We start from the raw sequence: 16621 nt of genomic DNA on the forward strand, positions 1-16621 counted from the left end.
CCGCCCATGGCGTCCGGTCGCACGGAACGCCCGCCCCGGCAACCGTCCCCAACGGATAGCAGGCCCCCGCCGATCCGCCTTACAATTCCGCGTGCCGGACGGGCCGCCCGCTTCCTCTTTCGCATCGCAGCGGCGACCCTGGATTTCCGCCCCCGTGCGGCTTAGACCTGAAGCCGGACAGGCCCCTCACGCGATGCCGCGAAACGGGGCAGCGAGGGACCGGCCTTGGCCTCCAACGAACGTCGACGGGTGATGCTGCTCACCGGCGCGAGCCGGGGCATCGGGCACGCCACGGTGAAGCGCTTCTCCGCCGCGGGCTGGCGGGTCATCACCTGCTCGCGCCACCCCTTCCCCGAGAACTGCCCGTGGGAGATGGGACCCGAGGACCACCTCCAGGTCGATCTGGCGGATGCCGCCGACACCGTGCGCGGCGTGCGCGAGGTGGCCGAGCGGCTCGCCGCCGAGGGCGGGCTGCTGCACGCGCTCGTCAACAATGCCGGCATCTCGCCGAAGGGCCCCGGCGGCGCGCGGCTCGGGGCGCTCGGCACCGAGTACGCCGACTGGGCCCGCGTGTTCCAAGTCAACTTCTTCGCGCCGATTCTTTTGGCGCGGGGCCTGCGCGATGAACTCACCCGCGCCCGCGGCTCGGTCGTCAACGTGTCCTCGATCGCGGGCTCGCGGGTCCATCCCTTCGCGGGGGCGGCCTACGGCACCTCGAAGGCGGCGCTCGCCGGGCTGACCCGCGAGATGGCCGCCGATTTCGGGCCGCTCGGCGTGCGCGTCAACGCGATCTCGCCGGGCGAGATCGACACCTCGATCCTCTCGCCCGGCACCGACAAGCTGGTCGAGCAGATCCCGCAGCGGCGCCTCGGCACCCCGGACGAGGTCGCCAAGGCGATCTACTTCCTCTGCACCGAGGCCTCCTCCTACGTGAACGGCGCCGAACTCCACATCAACGGCGGCCAGCATGTGTGACCGCCGGGCGGCGCTCGCCGCCCTGCTGGCGCCCACCGCCCTGCTGGCCCTTGTCGCGTTACCCGTCCTGGCCGAGCCGGCCTCCGTGTCGGCCGAGCCGATCGATCTGCCCTTCCGGGTGACGGCGATGCGCGGCCCCGGCAGCGAGGTCGCGCTCGCGGTGGCGACCTCGGGCCTGCTGCCGGTCGCCCGCGCCGGGGCGAGCGCCGATCCCAAACTCGCACCGAAGGCGGTCGAGGGTCCGCGGCCGGTCGTCGTGGTCTGGGGCGAGGGCGGCGGCGCGGTGATCCATCTCGACGGCGAGAGTTTACGCACCACGCTGGTCGGCGCCGAGGCGATCGAGGGATTTGCTGCCGCCGAGACCCCGCGCGGCGCGGTGCCGGGCTCGCGCGTGGCGCAGGACGGCCCCTTGAGCGCCTACCTCACTGGCCCGACCCGGGCCCTCGGTGATGCCCCCGGTCAGGCGGCGGGCCTGACCATCCGCGAGCGCCAGCCCATCGGCGTCACCGCCGAGCCGAAGGCGGTGCCGGTGGCGACCCGCACCCTGACGCCCGGCTCGGATCAGGTTTTTGCGGGCCGCGCGCCGCGCATCGCCTCCCTCGACGGCCGCCCGGCGGTGATCGCCGTGACGGTCCAGGGCGCGTCGGAATCTAGCCTCGTCGTCGCGACCAAGGAGAAGGACGCCGGCTGGAATCTGACGGCGCGGACGCCGCCGCAGGCCGGAACCGCGCCGCTGAGCGTCGCCGGCATCGCCACCTTCTCCGGGGCCGGCTCCGAAGTCGCCACCGTGCGAACCACCGAGGGCGGGGGCGAACTCCAACTCTGGCGCCTCGCCGGGAGCACCCTGACGCAGGCCGGCGCATGGCCCGGCTATGCCGGCCCGGATGCGGGCGAGGCGGCGAGCCTCGCCGCTTTGCTCCCCGGCGAGCCGGCCTCGCTCGTCCTGCCGCTGGCGGGCCGCACCGCGCTGGCGGTGCTGTCGCTGAAGGGCGGTGCTCCGGCCGAGCGGTGGCGCATCCCCCTGCCCGCCCCCGCCGCCCACGGCATCGCCGCCTTGAGCCCCAAAAAAATCCTCGTCGGCCTCGCCGATGGGCGGCTCGCCGCCGCGACGGTGGCGCCGTGAGCGCCGGGGCGAACGCGTCCGCCGACGACGGCCGCCTGTTTCCGGGCCGCCCGCTGATCGGCGTCTCCGTCGCGGTGATCCGGGACGGCCGCGTCCTGCTGGCGCAGCGCGCCGCCGAGCCGATGCGCGGGGTCTGGACCCTGCCCGGCGGGCTGGTCGAGGCTGGCGAGCGCTTGGCCGAGGCGGCTTTGCGCGAGTTGGAGGAGGAGGTCGGCAGCCGCGCCGAGGTGGTCGGCCCGAGCCTGACCCCGACCGAGATCCTGATGCGCGATGCCGACGACCGCCTGCGCCACCACTACGTCATCCATCCCCACGCCGCTGTCTGGCGCGCGGTCGAGCCCGCGCCGGGGCCGGAAGCGCTCGCGGTGCGCTGGGCGCGCCTCGACGAGGTCGCGGACCTCGCCACCACGCCGGGCCTGATCGACACTCTGCGCGAGGCGTTTTTGCGCGTGTCTGGAGAGGCAACCGCATGAGGCGGCCGGTGCCCTTCGCTCTGGCCACCCTGCTGGCGCTCGGCCCCGTGCTGGCGGCCTCCGACGCGGGGGCGCAGCAGCGCTCCGCGCCCGCGCGCGCGCCGGCCAAGCCGCCGGAGAAGGAGCCTCCGCCCCCGCCGGAGCCGCCGCCCGCGCCCTACGACCGCGATCTGATGCGGCTCTCCGAGATCGTCGGGGCGCTCGCCTTCCTGCGCAACCTCTGCGCCGCTTCTGACGCCGCCGAGTGGCCCACCCGGATGAAGGCGATCCTCGAATCCGAAGGCGTCACCCCCACTCGCCGCGACCGCCTCGCCGGCGCCTACAACCGGGGTTTTCGGGGTTACAGCCTGACCTATCGGGTCTGTACGCCGGCCGCGACCGAGGCCTCCCGGCGCTACCTCGCGGAAGGCGAGCGCCTCTCCCACGCGATCGCCGGCCGCTTCGGCGGTTAATCTTTGAGATTGGGACAGGCTTCCCGTCATTCGATGACCGAACGGCGGAAGCCCCCTCGCCTTCTCCGGCATCGTCGCGCTCTGGATTGCGTCAGTTTCGCCTTGCAATGATGCCGGTGCTGCGGCTCTGTTGCCTCAACACCACAGTCCCGACTGCGTCCGAAAAACCTTCGCAATCGAGCGTCCGCATTAACCTCTTCGCAATTCCCTGCTTTCCGGCCCGTCCCCGACGCCGTATCGTGCCGATGTCTTGCCGGCACCATGCCGGCCGGGAAACGAAGTCCGCGCCATGATCCATGACCCCGCTCCGTTCGAATCCGATCCGGAGAGCAAGCGCGCCGCGCTGGGCCTCGTGACCGAGGCGTTCGCCGAAGGCTGCCTCGACGGGATCGACGGTGACTGCATGGCCCAGGCCGCCCTGTTCGCCGCCTTCCAGGAACTCGTCGCCACCTACGGCGAGGATGCGACCGCCCGCTACGCCGAGACCCTGCCCGAGCGCATCCGCGGCGGCGGCTTCACCACGACGCTGCAGCACTGAAGGGGGCGACGCCTCTTCGAGCTTCGACAGGCCGAGGCTCGCCAACCTGAGCATGATCCCTCTCCCGTGGGAGAGGGGGCCGAGACAGGGCCGACGGCATCGCCCGGCCCGATCCTGAACTGCCCCGCGCAACGCGGCCCCGGGCATCCAGTCGCCGCAAGGGCGACGCTTCACCTTCCCTGACAGCCGTCCCGCTCGATCAGGTCCGCCAGCGCGGTGTCGAGCGCCTCTTCCAGCGTCGGGTGGTAGAACGGGCGATCCAGAAAGGTCTTCGCGTCGAGCCCGTCCTGCACGGCGTGAGCGACCAAGTGGGCGAGGTGCTCGACCTCGGGGCCAATCATCTCGGCGCCGACGAGGCGCCCGCCCGGCTCGGCGTAGAGGCGGATGCCGCCCTGCGCCTTATCCATCACGCGGGCGCGACCCTGGTCGCAGAAATCCGCCCGGCCGACGCGGTGACCCGCCTCCCCGTCGAAGCCGCCGCCCACCGAGGCGATCTGCGGCTGGCTGAACACCATCGCGAGCATGACCCAGCGCTCCGGCCGCTCGATGCTCTCGCCCGCGGCGAGGCGGGCGGCGTTGCGCCCGGCGATCCGGCCCTGGCGGCTCGCCTCGTGCAGGATCGGCCGGTCGGCGTTGGCGTCGCCCGCGATGAACAGGCGGGTCCTCTCGCAACGCTGGGAGCGGGAATCGAAGGCGGGGCTGCCGCGCTCGTCGAGCGTCGCGCCGGTCGCCTCCAGACCGAGGCCGCGCACGTTCGGCGGGCGGCCCGCGGCGGAAAGCACGCGTTCGAAGCGGCCCGAGCCACCCTTCCACGACAGGCGCACGCCCTCGCCGTCAGTCTCGCCGGCCTCGATCTCCGTGCCGAGATAGAGATCGAAGGCATCGGAAAAGATCTCGCGGCCGGCGCGCGACAGGTCGGGATCGCGCAGGCCGCCTAAGCTGTCGCCGGGATCGAACACGCTGACCCGCACGCCGAGCCGGGCCATGGCTTGGGCGAGTTCGAGCCCGACCGGGCCGGCGCCGAGCACGGCGAGCGAATCCGGCAGATCCTCGATCTCGAACAGGGTGTCGGTGGTGAGCACGCGCTCGCCCAAGTCCCGCAGCGGCTCCGGCACGCTCGGGCTCGATCCGGTGGCGATCACCGCCGCCTTGAAGCGCAGACGGGTGTGGTCGTCGATCCGCAGCGTCTCCGGCCCCTCGAACACGGCCCGGCCGGTGAGGCGCGATTCCGCGGGCAGATCGTCGAGCCCCTTGAAGACCGAACCGACGAAGTCGTCGCGGAAATGCCGCATCCGCGCGAGCACCGCTGGCCCGTCCACCCGCACGTCGGCGACGCGTACGCCGAACACGTCGGCGGACTTCGCCGCGTGCGCCGCCTCGGCCGCCGAGATCAGCAGCTTCGACGGCATGCAGCCGACTCGGGCGCAGGTGGTGCCGCCCGGCCCCTGCTCGATCAGCACCGAGCGGGCGCCCTCCTTGAGGGCAGCGCGGTGGGCACCGATGCCGGCGGTGCCGGCGCCGATCACCGCCACGTCGCAGTCGATCTCGCGCATGCGCTCAGGCCGCCATGGTCAGGACGGCGCCGCCATCGACCCGCAGGTTCTCGCCGGTGATGAAGCTCGCCTGCTCGGAGCAGAGGAAGGCGACCGCGGCGGCGACCTCCTCCACCCGCCCGCGGCGCTTGGCCACCATGCCGGGGCGCTTCTCCTCCAGGAAGCTCTCGATCGCCTCGTCGAACGAGACGCCGAGTTGCTTGGCCCGCTTCTCCATCATGGCGTCGGTCATCGGCGTGGCGACGAAGGCCGGCGCCACCGAGTTCACCAGCACGCCGTCCGCCCCGTAGGCCTTGGACAGGCCTTTGGTGAGGTTCATCAGCCCGGCCTTGGCGGCGCAGTAGGGCAGCTCCTCGACATAGGGCTGGACCGCGTCCTCGGAGGTGAAGAACACGATCCGCCCCCACTTCTGCTCACGCATGCCGGGGATGAAGGCGCGGGCGACCCGCACCGCGCCCATCAGGTCGGCCTGGATGGTCGAGAGCCAGCCGTCGTCGTCGATGTCGAGGAAGTCGCCGGTGGCGCCCGTCACGCCCGCGGCGTTGACGAGGATCGCGGGCTTCACGTCGAACGCCGTGTCGGCGAAGTCGCGCAGCTTCAGCGCGCCCTCGTTGGAGGAGAGATCGGCCTGACAGGCCTTCACCTCGCCGAGCGCGGAGAGGCGCTGCGCCGCCTCCTGCAGCTCCTTCTCCTTCAGGTCGGAGAGGACGATGCGGACGCCCTCCCGCAGGAGGTATTCCGCGCTGGTGTAGCCCATGCCGGAATCGCCGCCGGTGATCACCGCGACGCGGCCGCTGATACCGAGATCCATGGGAGGTTCCTTGTTGGGCGGCGGGCGCCGACGCGACTGTCTTCTGACGGGAAATGCGCGGGCCAACCGGGCGGCCTCCGCGATCGTTCCGCGCCCCGCCGCCTCTGCGGCGATCGGACCGGGATGAGGCGCGCGGATTTGCCCGCGATCCGCTCGCGGCGGTAAGGTTCGGGCGAAGCAGGAGGGCGTGACGATGAGCGAGACGGGAACCGGCGCGCTGCCGCCGACGCGGGGCGGCGTGGTCGCCTACCTCACGGTGGACGGGGCGATGCGGGCCTCGGAGTTCTACCAACGGGCCTTCGGGGCCGAGGTCGCCGCCGCGATCCCGCCGGACGAGAAGGGGCGGACCATGCATGTCCACCTCATCCTCAACGGTTCGTCGCTGATGCTCTCGGACGCGTTCCCAGAGCACGGCCACCCGCTCCAACTGCCGCAATCCTTCGCCCTGATGCTGCCGGTGGATGACATCGCCGCATGGTGGGACCGGGCGGTGGCCGCCGGCGCCACGGTGGTGATGCCGTATCAGGAGATGTTCTGGGGCGACGTCTACGGGCAGCTTCGCGACCCGTTCGGGGTCACGTGGGCGATGAACCAATCGAAGACTTAGCTTGGTCGGCCTCAATCGCCGGCGCCCGCATCCGCGGGCTTAGGCTGCGCGCTCCGCTCGACGCCTCGGCAAAGCCGAGGCCGCTGCGCTCTTCGCGCCCGGTGACACGGCATGATCCCTCTCACGAGGAATCACATCTCAGGAGCTTCCGCATGATCGAGGATTCCGACGATCCCCGCGACCTCGTCCTGACCCGCCTGATCCCGGCGCCCCGCCCCGCCCTGTGGCGCTGCTGGACCGAGCCGGAGCTGCTCAGGCAGTGGTTCGCCCCGAAACCCTACACGACGCCGGTCGCCGAACTCGACGTGCGGCCGGGCGGGACGAGCCTGATCGTGATGCGCAGCCCCGAGGGGCAGGACCTGCCCAATCCCGGCGTCTATCTGGAGGTGGTGCCCGAGGAACGCCTCGTCGTCACCAATGCCTATACCCGCGCCTGGGTGCCCTCCCCCAAACCGTTCCTAACGGTGATCCTGACCTTCGCGGACGAGGCCGGCGGCACCCGCTACACCGCGCGGGCCCGCCACTGGACGCTGGAAGACCGCGCCGCCCACGAGAGCATGGGCTTCCACCAGGGCTGGGGTCTCTGCGCCGACCAGCTCGAAGCCCTGGCCAAGGGTTTGGTCTGACCCCAAGTCCCGGTTTCGAAAGGACAAGTCCTTTCGCGGGTCCAGGGCGGAGCCCTGGTCGGCGAAGCCATCCATGGGGCTCCACCCCAAACCCCGCCAAAGGACTCGTCCTTTGGGAACCCGGATTTAGGCCCGCTCGACGCGGTAGCGGAGCCAGACGGTGCCGTCGTCGAAGGGCTCAAGAGCCGTGCGGGTGAGGCGCAGGCGCGAACCCATCGAGTCGGCTTCCTCGCCGTCGAAGTCGAACAGGGCCGGCGTGCCGAACACGCCATCGACGGCGGGTGCGAGCAGCAGGCTCAGCTCGTCGATCAGCCCGGCCCTCAAGAGCGAGCCGTTGATGCGCCCGCCGCCCTCGATCAGCAGCCGCTGGATGCCGAACAGCTGTTTCAGCTTGCGCAGGGCCAAGGCGAAATCGACCTCGTGCTCGCCCGCGACGATGTAGGACTGGCCCCCGGCCCTGAGGCGGCGCAGGCGGTCGTCGGAGACCTGCCCCGTCGTCACCACGACGACGTGGTCGCCGGTGATGTCGTTGCGCGCGCCCCAATCCATCGCGCCGCGGGCGTCGAGCGCCACGGCGTAGCCGGAGGCATCCCGCTTGGCGACGTGGTCCTCGCGGGAGACCGGCTCTTCAGAGGGCGGCTCAGCCAAGGGCTTCGCGCTGTCGGCGTAGCCCTGCATGGTGATGCGCCCGCACATCCAGGCATCGCCCCCGAGTTGGCCGTGGACCTCCTCGTAGTGGGCGTCGGCATCGACCGTCTTCCAGCGCCGGACCTTGATGCGGCCATCGACCGAGGTGGTCATGTGGCAGACGGTGTAGGGGCGGTCCTGGGTGTGCTCGCTCATCGATCGCCTGTTCGGTTCGGAATTTCCGTCCCGAACTAGGGCGGGGCGGGGCGATGTCCCGGCGGGCCCGATCACATCAGCTGCGGCGGCTCATCCGGCCCGAGGACATGCCCTCGCAGCAGCAGCCCTTCCCCTTCATCGCCGTGCGGCTCATCGCGCCGCCCTTCATGTCCCCCTTCATGTCTCCCTTGGCGCACATCGCGGCCTTGCCCTTGGACCCGCCGCAGCAGCTCATCGCCAGGGCGGGGCTTGCGCCCATCAGTGCGAGGGCGGTCGCGGCCGCAACGAGTGTCTTCACGGGGCTGTCTCCTGGATCGCCCGCGCCCGACGGCACGGATCGAGACGGCTTGCACCTTCCCATCGTGGCAAGGTCAACCCGCGATCCGCTGCTCCGGCAGCGCAGGGCGCTCGCGCATCGCGGCCCATTCGCGCCGGGCGGCCCGGGGCGGGGCGGCGTGACGGGCCGGCAAGGCCGGCGTCAGCGCGGCGGGCACGAGGATCGGGCGCGGATCGGCCTCCACCACCTGCTGGACGGTGGGGGCGACGCTGCGCTCCATGAAGCCGCGCATCAGCGGCACGATCTCGGCGCGGAAGCGCGAGCCGTTGAAGATGCCGTAATGCCCCGCTCCCGGCTGGAGGTGATAGGCCTTGGCGCTCTCGGGCAGGTTCACCGCCAACCCCAGCGCCGCCTTGGTCTGGCCGATGCCGGTGATGTCGTCCTTCTCGCCCTCGATCGCCATCAGGTGGCAGCGGCGGATCGCGCCGAGATCGACCCGCTCGCCGCGATGACGGAACACGCCGCGGGGCAGCTCGTGGTCTATGAACACGCGCTTGATGGTCTCGAGATAGAACTCGGCGGTGAGGTCCATCACCGCGAGATACTCGTCGTAGAAGGCGCGGTGCTTGGCCGCCGAATCGCCGTCGCCGCGCACGAGATGGTCGAACATCGCGTGGTGCGCGTCCGTGTGGCGCTGCAGGTTCATGCCCATGAAGCCGGCGAGCTGCAGGAAGCCCGGATAGACGGAGCGGCCCGCGCCGGGATAGCCCGGCGGCACGGTGTGGATGCAGTTCTGCTCGAACCACGCAAACCCCTTCTCGGCGGCGAGCGCGTTGACCGCGGTCGGCGAGCGGCGGGTGTCGATCGGGCCGCCGATCACGGTGGCCGAGCGCGGCACCAGCGGGTTCTTGTCCGCCTCCATGCGGGCGATGGCGGCCAGCACCGCCACCGAGGGCTGGCACACGGCGGCCACGTGCAGGTCGGGCCCGAGCGCCTCGAACAGCTGGATGCAGGTGTCGACGTAATCGTCGAGGCCGAAGCGGCCGGCGGCGAGCGGCACCTGCCGGGCGTCCATCCAATCGGTGATGACGACCTGATGGGTGGGCAGGAAGCCCTCCACCGTGCCGCGCAACAGCGTGGCGTAGTGGCCCGACATCGGCGCGACGATCAGCAGTTTGGGACGCGCGTCGCGTTCCGGCCCCGGCTCGCCGAAGGCGATGGCGCGGCAGAACGGGTTTTTCCAGACGATGCGCTCGGGCACGCCGAGATTGAACGCGGGCTTGGCGTAGACGCGGGTGGCGCGCTCGAACATCTCGCATCCGGCCGCGAGCGTACGGCTCTGCGGGGCGTAGGCGAAGGGATTGAACGGATTCCCGCAGGCGATGCGGGTGGCCTCGGCAGCCAAGCGCATCGGCGCAAGCCACAGGTGTCCGGCCTCGTACAGAGGATACAGCAAGCGAGCACTCCCCGGAGCAGCTCGCAAACCCAAGCTGTCCCTCTCTTCAGGTGGTGGGGGATTAAACTCACATTTCTGCAGAAAGTTTCCTTTGTTCGATTCGGCGCTGGGGACAAACGGATTTATTGTGCATCGCCGCATTCCGGTTGGGGCGTGCCTGCCCCTTCAACCCTCACGGCCGTCATTCCGGGGCCGCGGAGCGGAACCCGGAATCCACCCGTGATGCGGGGCCTCACACCGCGTCGCGGCCGGTCGTGGATTCCGGGTTCGCCTTCGGCGCCCCGGAATGACGTTGCGGAGGAAAAAACCCCTCAGGCGCTCGCCTGCGTCACGAACTTCGTCACCAGATACGCTTCGATCGCCTCCGAGCCGCCCTCGCTGCCGTAGCCGGATTCCTTGACGCCGCCGAAAGGCGTCTCGGGGAGCGCGATCCCGTGATGGTTGATCGAGATCATGCCGGATTCGACGCTGGCGCCGATTCGGGTCGCGCGGGTGGCGGAGCGGGTGTAGGCGTAGGCCGCCAAGCCGTAGGGCAGGCGGTTGGCCTCTTCCAGCGCTTCGTCGTCGGCGGAGAAGCGGCGGATGGCGGCGATGGGGCCGAACGGCTCCTCGTTCATGATGCGGGCCTCCAGCGGCACGTCGGTGAAGACGGTCGGCTCGAAGAAGTGGCCGCGGTTGCCGATGCGCTTGCCGCCCGTCGCGAGGCGCGCGCCCTTGGCCTCGGCATCGGCCACGAACGCCTCCATCGCCTCGACCCTCCGGCCGTGGACCAGCGGGCCCATCCCGGTGTCGGGATCGAGCCCGTCGCCGACGACGAGGGCCTTGGAGGCCGCCACGAACCCGTCGACGAAGCGGTCGTAGACTTGGCTCTGCACGAGGAAGCGGGTGGGTGCGACGCAGACCTGGCCGGCGTTGCGGTACTTGTTGGCCGAGAGCACGCGCACGGCCTGATCCACGTCGGCGTCGTCGAAGACGATCGCGGGCGCGTGGCCGCCGAGTTCCATCGTCGCCCGCTTCATGTGGCGGCCGGCGAGCGCCGCGAGTTCCTTGCCGACCGCGGTCGAGCCCGTGAAGGTGATCTTGCGGATGACCGGGTGCGGGATGAGATGGCCGGAGATCGCGGCCGGATCGCCGTAGACGAGGCCGAGCGCGTCGGGCGGCACGCCCGCGTCGAGGAAGGCGCGGACCAACTCGGCGCAGGAGGCCGGGGTGTCCTCGGGGCCCTTCAGCACCACCGAACAGCCGGTGCAGAGCGCGGCGGAGATCTTTCGCACCGCCTGATTGATCGGGAAGTTCCACGGGGTGAAGGCCGCGACCGGGCCGACCGGCTCGCGGGTGACGATCTGGAGCACGCCCTCGGCGCGGGCCGGGATGACCCGGCCGTAGGCGCGGCGGCCCTCTTCCGCGAACCACTCGATGATGTCGGCGGCGACCCCGGTCTCGGTGCGCGATTCGGCCAGCGGCTTGCCCTGCTCGCGGGTCATGGTGCGGGCGATGGGCTCAAGGCGCTCGCGCATCAGGCCGGCTGCCCGGCGCAGCACCTTCCCGCGCTCGAACGCCGAGACCTTGCGCCACGTCGCGAAGCCGCGCTCGGCGGCGGCGAGCGCCGCGTCGAGGTCGTCCCGCGTCGCCACCGCGACCCGGCCGATGCTCTCGCCGGTGGCGGGGTTGAGGATCGGCAGGCTCTCGCCCGCCCCGCCCCCGCGCCACTGGCCGGCGATGTGCAGCGAAACGTCGAGATCCATGAAGCCGTCTCCTTGGGGAGGAACGGCCCTTATCTAGGAGAGCCGCCCCGGCTTGGGGACCGGGGACGATGGGAGGCTGGAATTACGAACGATCACGCCGCCGCGCGGCCGGTCTCCGGCCGGCTCACCACCGCGCGAACACCCCGGCGGGCGTGGAGCGTGCCGCCCTTGGGCACCACCTGCCAGCCGTCGCGGCAGCCGTCGATCGGCTCGGAGACCACGGTGAGGCCGCGCTCGCTCTCGCGGTAGTAGAGGCTCGGCGGGCGCCCGTCGCAGGCCCAGCGGAAGGCGGTGAGGCTGTCGCCGTCGGTCAGCACGGCGGTGAAGCGGAAGGCCTCCGTGATCCGGGCCGCCTGCATCAGGTCGCGCACGGTGGCGCAGGTCGCCTCCATGGCGCCGACCGGATCGGCCTCCAACCCGTTGGCCAGCGCCAGCAGGAACAAAGCCTCGGAATCGGTGGTGCCGCGGCGGGTATCGTAGAGGTCGTCGGGGATCAGCGCCTCCAGGCGCCGCTTGATCCGGTGATAGCCGCCGATCTGGCCGTTATGCATGAACAGGTGGCGGCCATGGGCGAAGGGATGGCAGTTCGCCCGCGTCGTCGCCGTGCCGGTCGCCGCCCGCACATGGGCGAAGAAGGTCTTGGCCCGCACCTGGCGGCAGAGGTTGACGAGGTTGTCGTCCGACCAGGCCGGGCAGACGTCGCGGTAGAGGCCGGGCTCGGCGTGCTCGCCGTACCAGCCGATGCCGAAGCCGTCGCCGTTGGTTTCCGTCTTCGCCTCGGCCGCGTGCAGCGACTGGTGCACCAGCGAGTGAGTCGGCGCGCAGACGAGCTCGTTCAGGAACACAGGCTCACCAAGATAGGCGAGGAATCGGCACATGGCGGGACGTCGGCCTCCTTTGCCTCCTGGGCCGGCTATGCAAGCCGCGGTCCGAACCGCTCCGCTCGCGTCACCGGAGTGTAACAATTCGACCGACAGCGTGAACAGCCCGTTAAGAAAGACTCTTCCGGCGGAGGCGAGGCGGGGCGACGATCCGCCCTGAACCATTCATCCGCCCACCTGTTGTCGCAGGGCCAACGTCGTCGCAGATTGACGACCAGCATACCCGTCCGCGTCTCGCCCGTCCGGCGCCGCGTTCTCGCCGCGCCGGCCTCTTTGTCATCGCCAGAGGAGGCAGCATGCCCCAATCTCCATCCGACTGTCCCGTCGCGCTCGTCGTCGAGGACGACGAGGCCGCCCGCGATCTCGCCGCGGCCCTGATCGAGGAGACCGACCTCGACGTGATCGCCTGTTCGAGCGCGGAGGACGCGCTGGCGGTGCTGGAGCGGGGCGACGTGACCGTCGCGATGGTGGTGGCCGACACGCGGCTCGCCGGAAAGATGGATGGGGCGACGCTCGCGCGCACGGTCGGGGACCGCTGGCCGCAGGTGCGCCTCGTGGTGACCTCCGAGGGCAAGGCCCGCGCCGACCTGCCGCCGCGCGCCGTCTACATGAGCAAACCGTGGCTGCCGCTGGACCTGCTGCGGCAGGCCGAGCGCGCCACCCTCACGGCTCGCGCCGCCTGAAGACGGCCCCGAACACGAAAAAGGCCCCGCCGCTGGCGGGGCCTTTTTCGTGTTCGATCGAGCCGGTCGGGCCGGCCCGAAACGTCTTACGAGGCGGCGGCGGGCGTCGCGGCGGGGGCGGCGGCCGGCTGCTGCGAGAAGCTCGGGGCGCCGGGGCGACGCGGGGCGCCGGTACGGGGCTTCGGCTTCGGCGCGGCGATCAGGCCCTCGCGGATCGCGGTCTTGCGGGCCTGCTTGCGGGCGCGGCGGACGGCCTCGGCCTTCTCGCGGGCCTTGCGCACGGACGGCTTCTCGTAGGCCTTGCGCTGCTTCATCTCGCGGAAGATGCCCTCGCGCTGCATCTTCTTCTTGAGGACGCGAAGCGCCTGATCGACGTTGTTATCGCGGACGAGTACCTGCAACGGAATCAACCCCTGAGCTTGACTGTTTCGGACCGCACCGGCCTCGGATTTCCGGCTGAACCGGGAAAAAGCCGTCGGGCGCCCCGGTCCCCGGTTCCTTCCGGGGGAGGCGTCGCGACGGCGGCCGAGTCGGCGCGAATGAATGGCACCTGGGCGCGCGACTTACACGAAGCCGGCTCCGGTTGGAAGTGCGCGCGGAAGACAAGGCCTTCCGAAAGTTTTTCCCAAGCGCTTTTTATGAGCGCTTTTTCGGCCCCTCACGCGTGCGCGGCGATGAAGTTGCGCACGAGCGGGTAGGTCTGGCTCTCCCACTTGCGTCCGGAGAACACGCCGTAATGGCCGACCCCGGCTTGGAGGTGGTGGCTCTTCATGTGCGGCGGCAGGCCTGAGCAGAGGTCGTGCGCCGCCATGGTCTGGCCGACCGCGCAGATGTCGTCGCGCTCGCCCTCGACCGTCATCAACGCGGTGCGCCGGATCGCGCCCATGTCGATCCGCTCGCCGCGGTAGGTCAGCTCGTTGCGTGCCAGCGTGTAGTCCTGGAACACGGTCTTGACCGTCTCGAGGTAGAACTCGGAGGCGAGGTCCAGCACTGCGAAATACTCGTCGTAGAAGGTCTCGACGGCGTGCGCCTTCTCGGTCTCGCCATCGACGTAGTGCCAGAACAGGTTGGTGTGCGCGTCCTGATGGCGCTGGGCGTTCATCGCCACGAAGGCCGTCACCTGCATGTAGCCCGGATAGACCCGCCGGCCCGCGCCCTTGTGGCGACCCGAGACCGTGGCGATCAGGTTGTCCTCGAACCACTCGATCGGCTTCGAGGTGGCGAGCCGGTTCACCGAGGTCGGGCTGATGCGGCAATCCACGGGCCCGGCCATCAGCGTCATGCTGCGGGGCTGGGCCGGGTTCTTGGTGTGGGCCATCACGGCGGCGGCGGCGAGCGCCTGCACCGCGGGCTGGCACACCGCCATCAGGTGGGCGCCCTCGCCGATCGTCTCCATGAAGCGCACGACGTGATCGACGTAGTCGTCGAAGCCGAAGCGGCCTTCCGAGAGCGGCACGTCGCGGGCGTTGTGCCAGTCGGTGATGTAGACGTCGTGGTCGGGCAGGAGCGTGCGCACGGTGCCGCGCAGCAGCGTTGCGAAGTGGCCCGAGAGGGGGGCGAGCAGCAGCAGCTTGGGCTGGGCGGTGTCGATGTCCTTGCGGAAGCGTAAGAGCGTGCCGAACGGCGTGGCCAGCACCGGCTCCTCGACCACCGGCACCGCGCGGTTGCCGACCGTCACCGTGTTGATGCCGTAGGCGGGCCGCGCGAAGGTGAGGCCGGCCCGCATCATCATCCGGGCGCCCGCGGACCACCATTTGGCGTTATGATGCCAGGGCGAGCGCATCCAGGGGGCCGCCACGTCGTGGAGGAGGTTTCCCCACTGGCGGGTCTGCCGGGCGATGTCCGACTGGACATCGAAGGCTTGATACAGCATCGGGTCACACTCCCCAGCACCAACGTCCCGATGCCCGGCGTCGGCCGCTGCGCTTTTTCAGTCCGCGGCCGCCGCCCCCGCGCCGCGATCTCGGACGGTCCAGGCTAAGCCGTTCGCAAAACCGCGCAACCGACCAAAAGTACACAGATGCAGCCTGTGGCGTGGATGCATCACATCGCGCGGACGCTCCTCGGGAGAACGTCCGTTCCTCGTGTCGCACGAGTGGCTTGAGCCGGGCTTGCGCCGGGCCGTGCGTCCGGCCCACCCCATCCCTGGCAAGCGGCTTGCCAAGTTGTTCGACAAGGATCTTGCCAAGCATCCGGCACAAGTCTTGGATCGGCCTCCGCCGGGACGAAGCGGGGAAACACCATGGCCGAGGCGACGCTCACGATCTCCAGCAGGAATTATAGTTCGTGGTCCCTGCGCGGCTGGCTGCTGTGCCGCATGGCCGGGCTCGATCTCGCGGTGGAGCTGCTGCCGGGCTCCGACGCCTCGACGCGGGCGGAACTGCTCCACCTGTCGCCGTCCTTCCTCGTGCCGCGGCTCGACCACGACGGCATCGCGGTGTGGGACGCGCTCGCCATCGCCGAATACCTGAACGAAATCAGGCCCGAGGCCGGCCTGCTGCCGGAGGCGCCGGCCGAGCGCGCCCGCTGCCGCTCGATCTCAGCGGAGATGCACGGCGGCTTCATCAACCTGCGCTCGGCGCTGCCGATGAACCTGCGCAGCCTCCATCGCGGCTTCAAGATCTTCAACGGCGCCAAGGGCGACATCGAGCGCATCTGCACGATCTTCGAGGATTGCCTGTCGCGCTCGGGCGGGCCGTTCCTGTTCGGCGCGACGCCCACCATGGCGGACGCGATGTACGCCCCCGTCTGCACCCGCTTCCGCACCTACGACGTCGCCCTGCCCTTCACCTCTGCGACCTACCGCGACACGATCCTCGGCTGGGACCTGCTCAACGAATGGGCAGCTTTGGCCGAGGAGGAGCCGGACGAGATCGAGGAACTCGACATGGAGTTCTGAGGAGCGGCCCGGCAGGACGAACTGCCGATCATCGTCAGGCGTCGAAATCCATGACGAGGCTCGTGGCCGTGCGGCTGCCGCTCGACGCGCCGGTGGCGCCGTACCCGCCGCCGCTGCCGAGCGACGACTGGAGCTGGATCAGGAAATCCGAGATCAGCTTGGAGGCGGCCGCGTTCACGTCGCTCGTGGTGCCGTCACTCGCAGTCTCGCTGCCGCCCGTTGCCCCGGACGGGGGCGGACCGCCCGGACCTCCGGGGCCGCCCGGTCCCCTTGCCTCGTCGCCGCCGCCCGAGAACAGCGACTTCAGCGTGTCGGCCTGATCGCTCGTGAGCGTGCCGGCGCTGACCTGATCGGCGATGAGGCCGTCGATCTTCTCCTTCATCGCTGCCGGATCGGGGCGAGAGGCGCGGGCGGAGGAACCCGTGCTGCCAGTGCCGTCCGCGGACAGGCCGGCATCGATCGCATCGAGCGCCGAACCCAGCGCCGTCGCGTCGGTGACGCTGATCGAGCCGGAGGTGACGCCCTGCTCGATGCGGTCGTCGATCCGCTCCCGGCCGCCGGGCGGCGGACGGAACATCTGGGCGGCGGTGCTTCCCGAAATCGCGGTCACGGCGGACTCTCCCGGTGCAGGCGAAGGACGGCCCGGCGCGGGACTTTTTCCCACAAACCGGACGGCGTC

19 protein-coding genes are annotated in these 16621 nt (G+C 70.7%); 9 read left to right on the plus strand and 10 right to left on the minus strand.

The window, feature by feature from the left end; translation table 11 throughout:
• Positions 1 to 252: 252 nt before the first annotated feature.
• From ASG52_RS03180 to ASG52_RS03200, 5 genes are all read left to right on the plus strand, one after another.
• Complete coding sequence (locus tag ASG52_RS03180) at positions 253 to 975, plus strand: SDR family NAD(P)-dependent oxidoreductase (RefSeq protein WP_056238887.1); 723 nt, start codon at positions 253 to 255, stop codon at positions 973 to 975.
• A complete protein-coding gene (locus tag ASG52_RS03185) occupies positions 968 to 2098 on the plus strand; it encodes a hypothetical protein (RefSeq protein WP_056238890.1) in 1131 nt (376 codons plus the stop codon). Before ASG52_RS03180 ends, ASG52_RS03185 begins: the two co-directional genes overlap by 8 nt.
• Positions 2095 to 2571, plus strand: a complete 477-nt coding sequence (locus ASG52_RS03190; protein WP_056238893.1) for an NUDIX hydrolase — start codon at positions 2095 to 2097, stop codon at positions 2569 to 2571. Before ASG52_RS03185 ends, ASG52_RS03190 begins: the two co-directional genes overlap by 4 nt.
• Positions 2568 to 3023 (plus strand): TIGR02301 family protein, encoded by a 456-nt coding sequence (locus tag ASG52_RS03195; RefSeq protein ID WP_056238895.1) that lies wholly within the window; start codon positions 2568 to 2570, stop codon positions 3021 to 3023. The genes ASG52_RS03190 and ASG52_RS03195 overlap by 4 nt, the downstream gene beginning before the upstream one ends.
• Positions 3024 to 3312: 289 nt before the next feature.
• On the plus strand, positions 3313 to 3561 hold the full coding sequence (locus ASG52_RS03200; protein WP_056238899.1) for a hypothetical protein: 249 nt from the start codon (positions 3313 to 3315) through the stop codon (positions 3559 to 3561).
• 170 nt (positions 3562 to 3731) lie between these two features.
• Here ASG52_RS03200 and ASG52_RS03205 read toward each other — a convergent pair whose 3' ends face one another.
• A complete protein-coding gene (locus ASG52_RS03205; protein ID WP_056238900.1) occupies positions 3732 to 5114 on the minus strand; it encodes a dihydrolipoyl dehydrogenase in 1383 nt (460 codons plus the stop codon).
• Positions 5115 to 5118: 4 nt separating this feature from the next.
• The gene (locus ASG52_RS03210; RefSeq protein WP_056238905.1) at positions 5119 to 5925 is read right to left on the minus strand and encodes an SDR family NAD(P)-dependent oxidoreductase; all 807 of its coding nucleotides are present in this window, start codon (positions 5923 to 5925) and stop codon (positions 5119 to 5121) included.
• A gap of 193 nt (positions 5926 to 6118) precedes the next feature.
• Between ASG52_RS03210 and ASG52_RS03215 the strand changes: the two genes are divergently transcribed.
• Together ASG52_RS03215 and ASG52_RS03220 are read left to right on the plus strand one after the other, a co-directional pair.
• The gene (locus tag ASG52_RS03215; protein WP_056238906.1) at positions 6119 to 6532 is read left to right on the plus strand and encodes a VOC family protein; all 414 of its coding nucleotides are present in this window, start codon (positions 6119 to 6121) and stop codon (positions 6530 to 6532) included.
• A gap of 155 nt (positions 6533 to 6687) precedes the next feature.
• On the plus strand, positions 6688 to 7158 hold the full coding sequence (locus ASG52_RS03220; RefSeq protein WP_056239490.1) for an SRPBCC family protein: 471 nt from the start codon (positions 6688 to 6690) through the stop codon (positions 7156 to 7158).
• A 126-nt stretch (positions 7159 to 7284) separates the two neighbouring features.
• Here ASG52_RS03220 and ASG52_RS03225 read toward each other — a convergent pair whose 3' ends face one another.
• From ASG52_RS03225 to ASG52_RS03245, 5 genes are all read right to left on the minus strand, one after another.
• Positions 7285 to 8001: a RibD family protein gene (locus ASG52_RS03225; RefSeq protein ID WP_056238911.1), complete on the minus strand. Its 717-nt coding sequence runs from the start codon at positions 7999 to 8001 to the stop codon at positions 7285 to 7287.
• A gap of 76 nt (positions 8002 to 8077) precedes the next feature.
• Positions 8078 to 8299 (minus strand): hypothetical protein, encoded by a 222-nt coding sequence (locus ASG52_RS03230; protein WP_056238914.1) that lies wholly within the window; start codon positions 8297 to 8299, stop codon positions 8078 to 8080.
• A 73-nt stretch (positions 8300 to 8372) separates the two neighbouring features.
• Positions 8373 to 9734, minus strand: a complete 1362-nt coding sequence (locus ASG52_RS03235) for a polyhydroxyalkanoate depolymerase (RefSeq protein WP_082552318.1) — start codon at positions 9732 to 9734, stop codon at positions 8373 to 8375.
• A 311-nt stretch (positions 9735 to 10045) separates the two neighbouring features.
• The gene (locus ASG52_RS03240) at positions 10046 to 11479 is read right to left on the minus strand and encodes an NAD-dependent succinate-semialdehyde dehydrogenase (protein ID WP_056238920.1); all 1434 of its coding nucleotides are present in this window, start codon (positions 11477 to 11479) and stop codon (positions 10046 to 10048) included.
• 92 nt (positions 11480 to 11571) lie between these two features.
• Positions 11572 to 12357, minus strand: a complete 786-nt coding sequence (locus ASG52_RS03245) for a class II glutamine amidotransferase (protein ID WP_056238923.1) — start codon at positions 12355 to 12357, stop codon at positions 11572 to 11574.
• A 299-nt stretch (positions 12358 to 12656) separates the two neighbouring features.
• Between ASG52_RS03245 and ASG52_RS03250 the strand changes: the two genes are divergently transcribed.
• Entirely contained in the window at positions 12657 to 13043 is a 387-nt protein-coding gene (locus ASG52_RS03250) for a response regulator (protein ID WP_056238926.1), read from the plus strand.
• Between the two features lie 86 nt (positions 13044 to 13129).
• Here ASG52_RS03250 and rpsU read toward each other — a convergent pair whose 3' ends face one another.
• Positions 13130 to 13444, minus strand: coding sequence for a 30S ribosomal protein S21 (rpsU, locus tag ASG52_RS03255; RefSeq protein ID WP_056238928.1), 315 nt, complete (start codon positions 13442 to 13444; stop codon positions 13130 to 13132).
• 257 nt (positions 13445 to 13701) lie between these two features.
• Positions 13702 to 14916, minus strand: coding sequence for a polyhydroxyalkanoate depolymerase (locus ASG52_RS03260; RefSeq protein WP_056238931.1), 1215 nt, complete (start codon positions 14914 to 14916; stop codon positions 13702 to 13704).
• Between the two features lie 369 nt (positions 14917 to 15285).
• Here ASG52_RS03260 and ASG52_RS03265 point away from each other — a divergent pair, with 369 nt between their 5' ends.
• A complete protein-coding gene (locus ASG52_RS03265; protein WP_056238934.1) occupies positions 15286 to 15942 on the plus strand; it encodes a glutathione S-transferase family protein in 657 nt (218 codons plus the stop codon).
• Between the two features lie 34 nt (positions 15943 to 15976).
• On the opposite strand, the gene ASG52_RS03270 is transcribed toward ASG52_RS03265, so the two are convergent.
• Positions 15977 to 16552, minus strand: coding sequence for a hypothetical protein (locus ASG52_RS03270; protein WP_056238935.1), 576 nt, complete (start codon positions 16550 to 16552; stop codon positions 15977 to 15979).
• Positions 16553 to 16621 lie beyond the last annotated feature (69 nt).

It is taken from the genome of Methylobacterium sp. Leaf456, assembly GCF_001425465.1.
Taxonomy (GTDB): Bacteria; Pseudomonadota; Alphaproteobacteria; order Rhizobiales; family Beijerinckiaceae; genus Methylobacterium.

Bases quoted from the DNA above. Each gene is read 5' to 3' on its own strand.
- ASG52_RS03180 (WP_056238887.1), top strand. From the start codon at position 253: ATGCTGCTCACCGGCGCGAGCCGGGGCATCGGGCACGCCACGGTGAAG.
- ASG52_RS03185 (WP_056238890.1), top strand. From the start codon at position 968: ATGTGTGACCGCCGGGCGGCGCTCGCCGCCCTGCTGGCGCCCACCGCC.
- ASG52_RS03195 (WP_056238895.1), top strand. From the start codon at position 2,568: ATGAGGCGGCCGGTGCCCTTCGCTCTGGCCACCCTGCTGGCGCTCGGC.
- ASG52_RS03200 (WP_056238899.1), top strand. From the start codon at position 3,313: ATGATCCATGACCCCGCTCCGTTCGAATCCGATCCGGAGAGCAAGCGC.
- ASG52_RS03205 (WP_056238900.1), bottom strand. From the start codon at position 5,114: ATGCGCGAGATCGACTGCGACGTGGCGGTGATCGGCGCCGGCACCGCC.
- ASG52_RS03210 (WP_056238905.1), bottom strand. From the start codon at position 5,925: ATGGATCTCGGTATCAGCGGCCGCGTCGCGGTGATCACCGGCGGCGAT.
- ASG52_RS03215 (WP_056238906.1), top strand. From the start codon at position 6,119: ATGAGCGAGACGGGAACCGGCGCGCTGCCGCCGACGCGGGGCGGCGTG.
- ASG52_RS03225 (WP_056238911.1), bottom strand. From the start codon at position 8,001: ATGAGCGAGCACACCCAGGACCGCCCCTACACCGTCTGCCACATGACC.
- ASG52_RS03240 (WP_056238920.1), bottom strand. From the start codon at position 11,479: ATGGATCTCGACGTTTCGCTGCACATCGCCGGCCAGTGGCGCGGGGGC.
- ASG52_RS03245 (WP_056238923.1), bottom strand. From the start codon at position 12,357: ATGTGCCGATTCCTCGCCTATCTTGGTGAGCCTGTGTTCCTGAACGAG.
- ASG52_RS03250 (WP_056238926.1), top strand. From the start codon at position 12,657: ATGCCCCAATCTCCATCCGACTGTCCCGTCGCGCTCGTCGTCGAGGAC.
- ASG52_RS03260 (WP_056238931.1), bottom strand. From the start codon at position 14,916: ATGCTGTATCAAGCCTTCGATGTCCAGTCGGACATCGCCCGGCAGACC.
- ASG52_RS03265 (WP_056238934.1), top strand. From the start codon at position 15,286: ATGGCCGAGGCGACGCTCACGATCTCCAGCAGGAATTATAGTTCGTGG.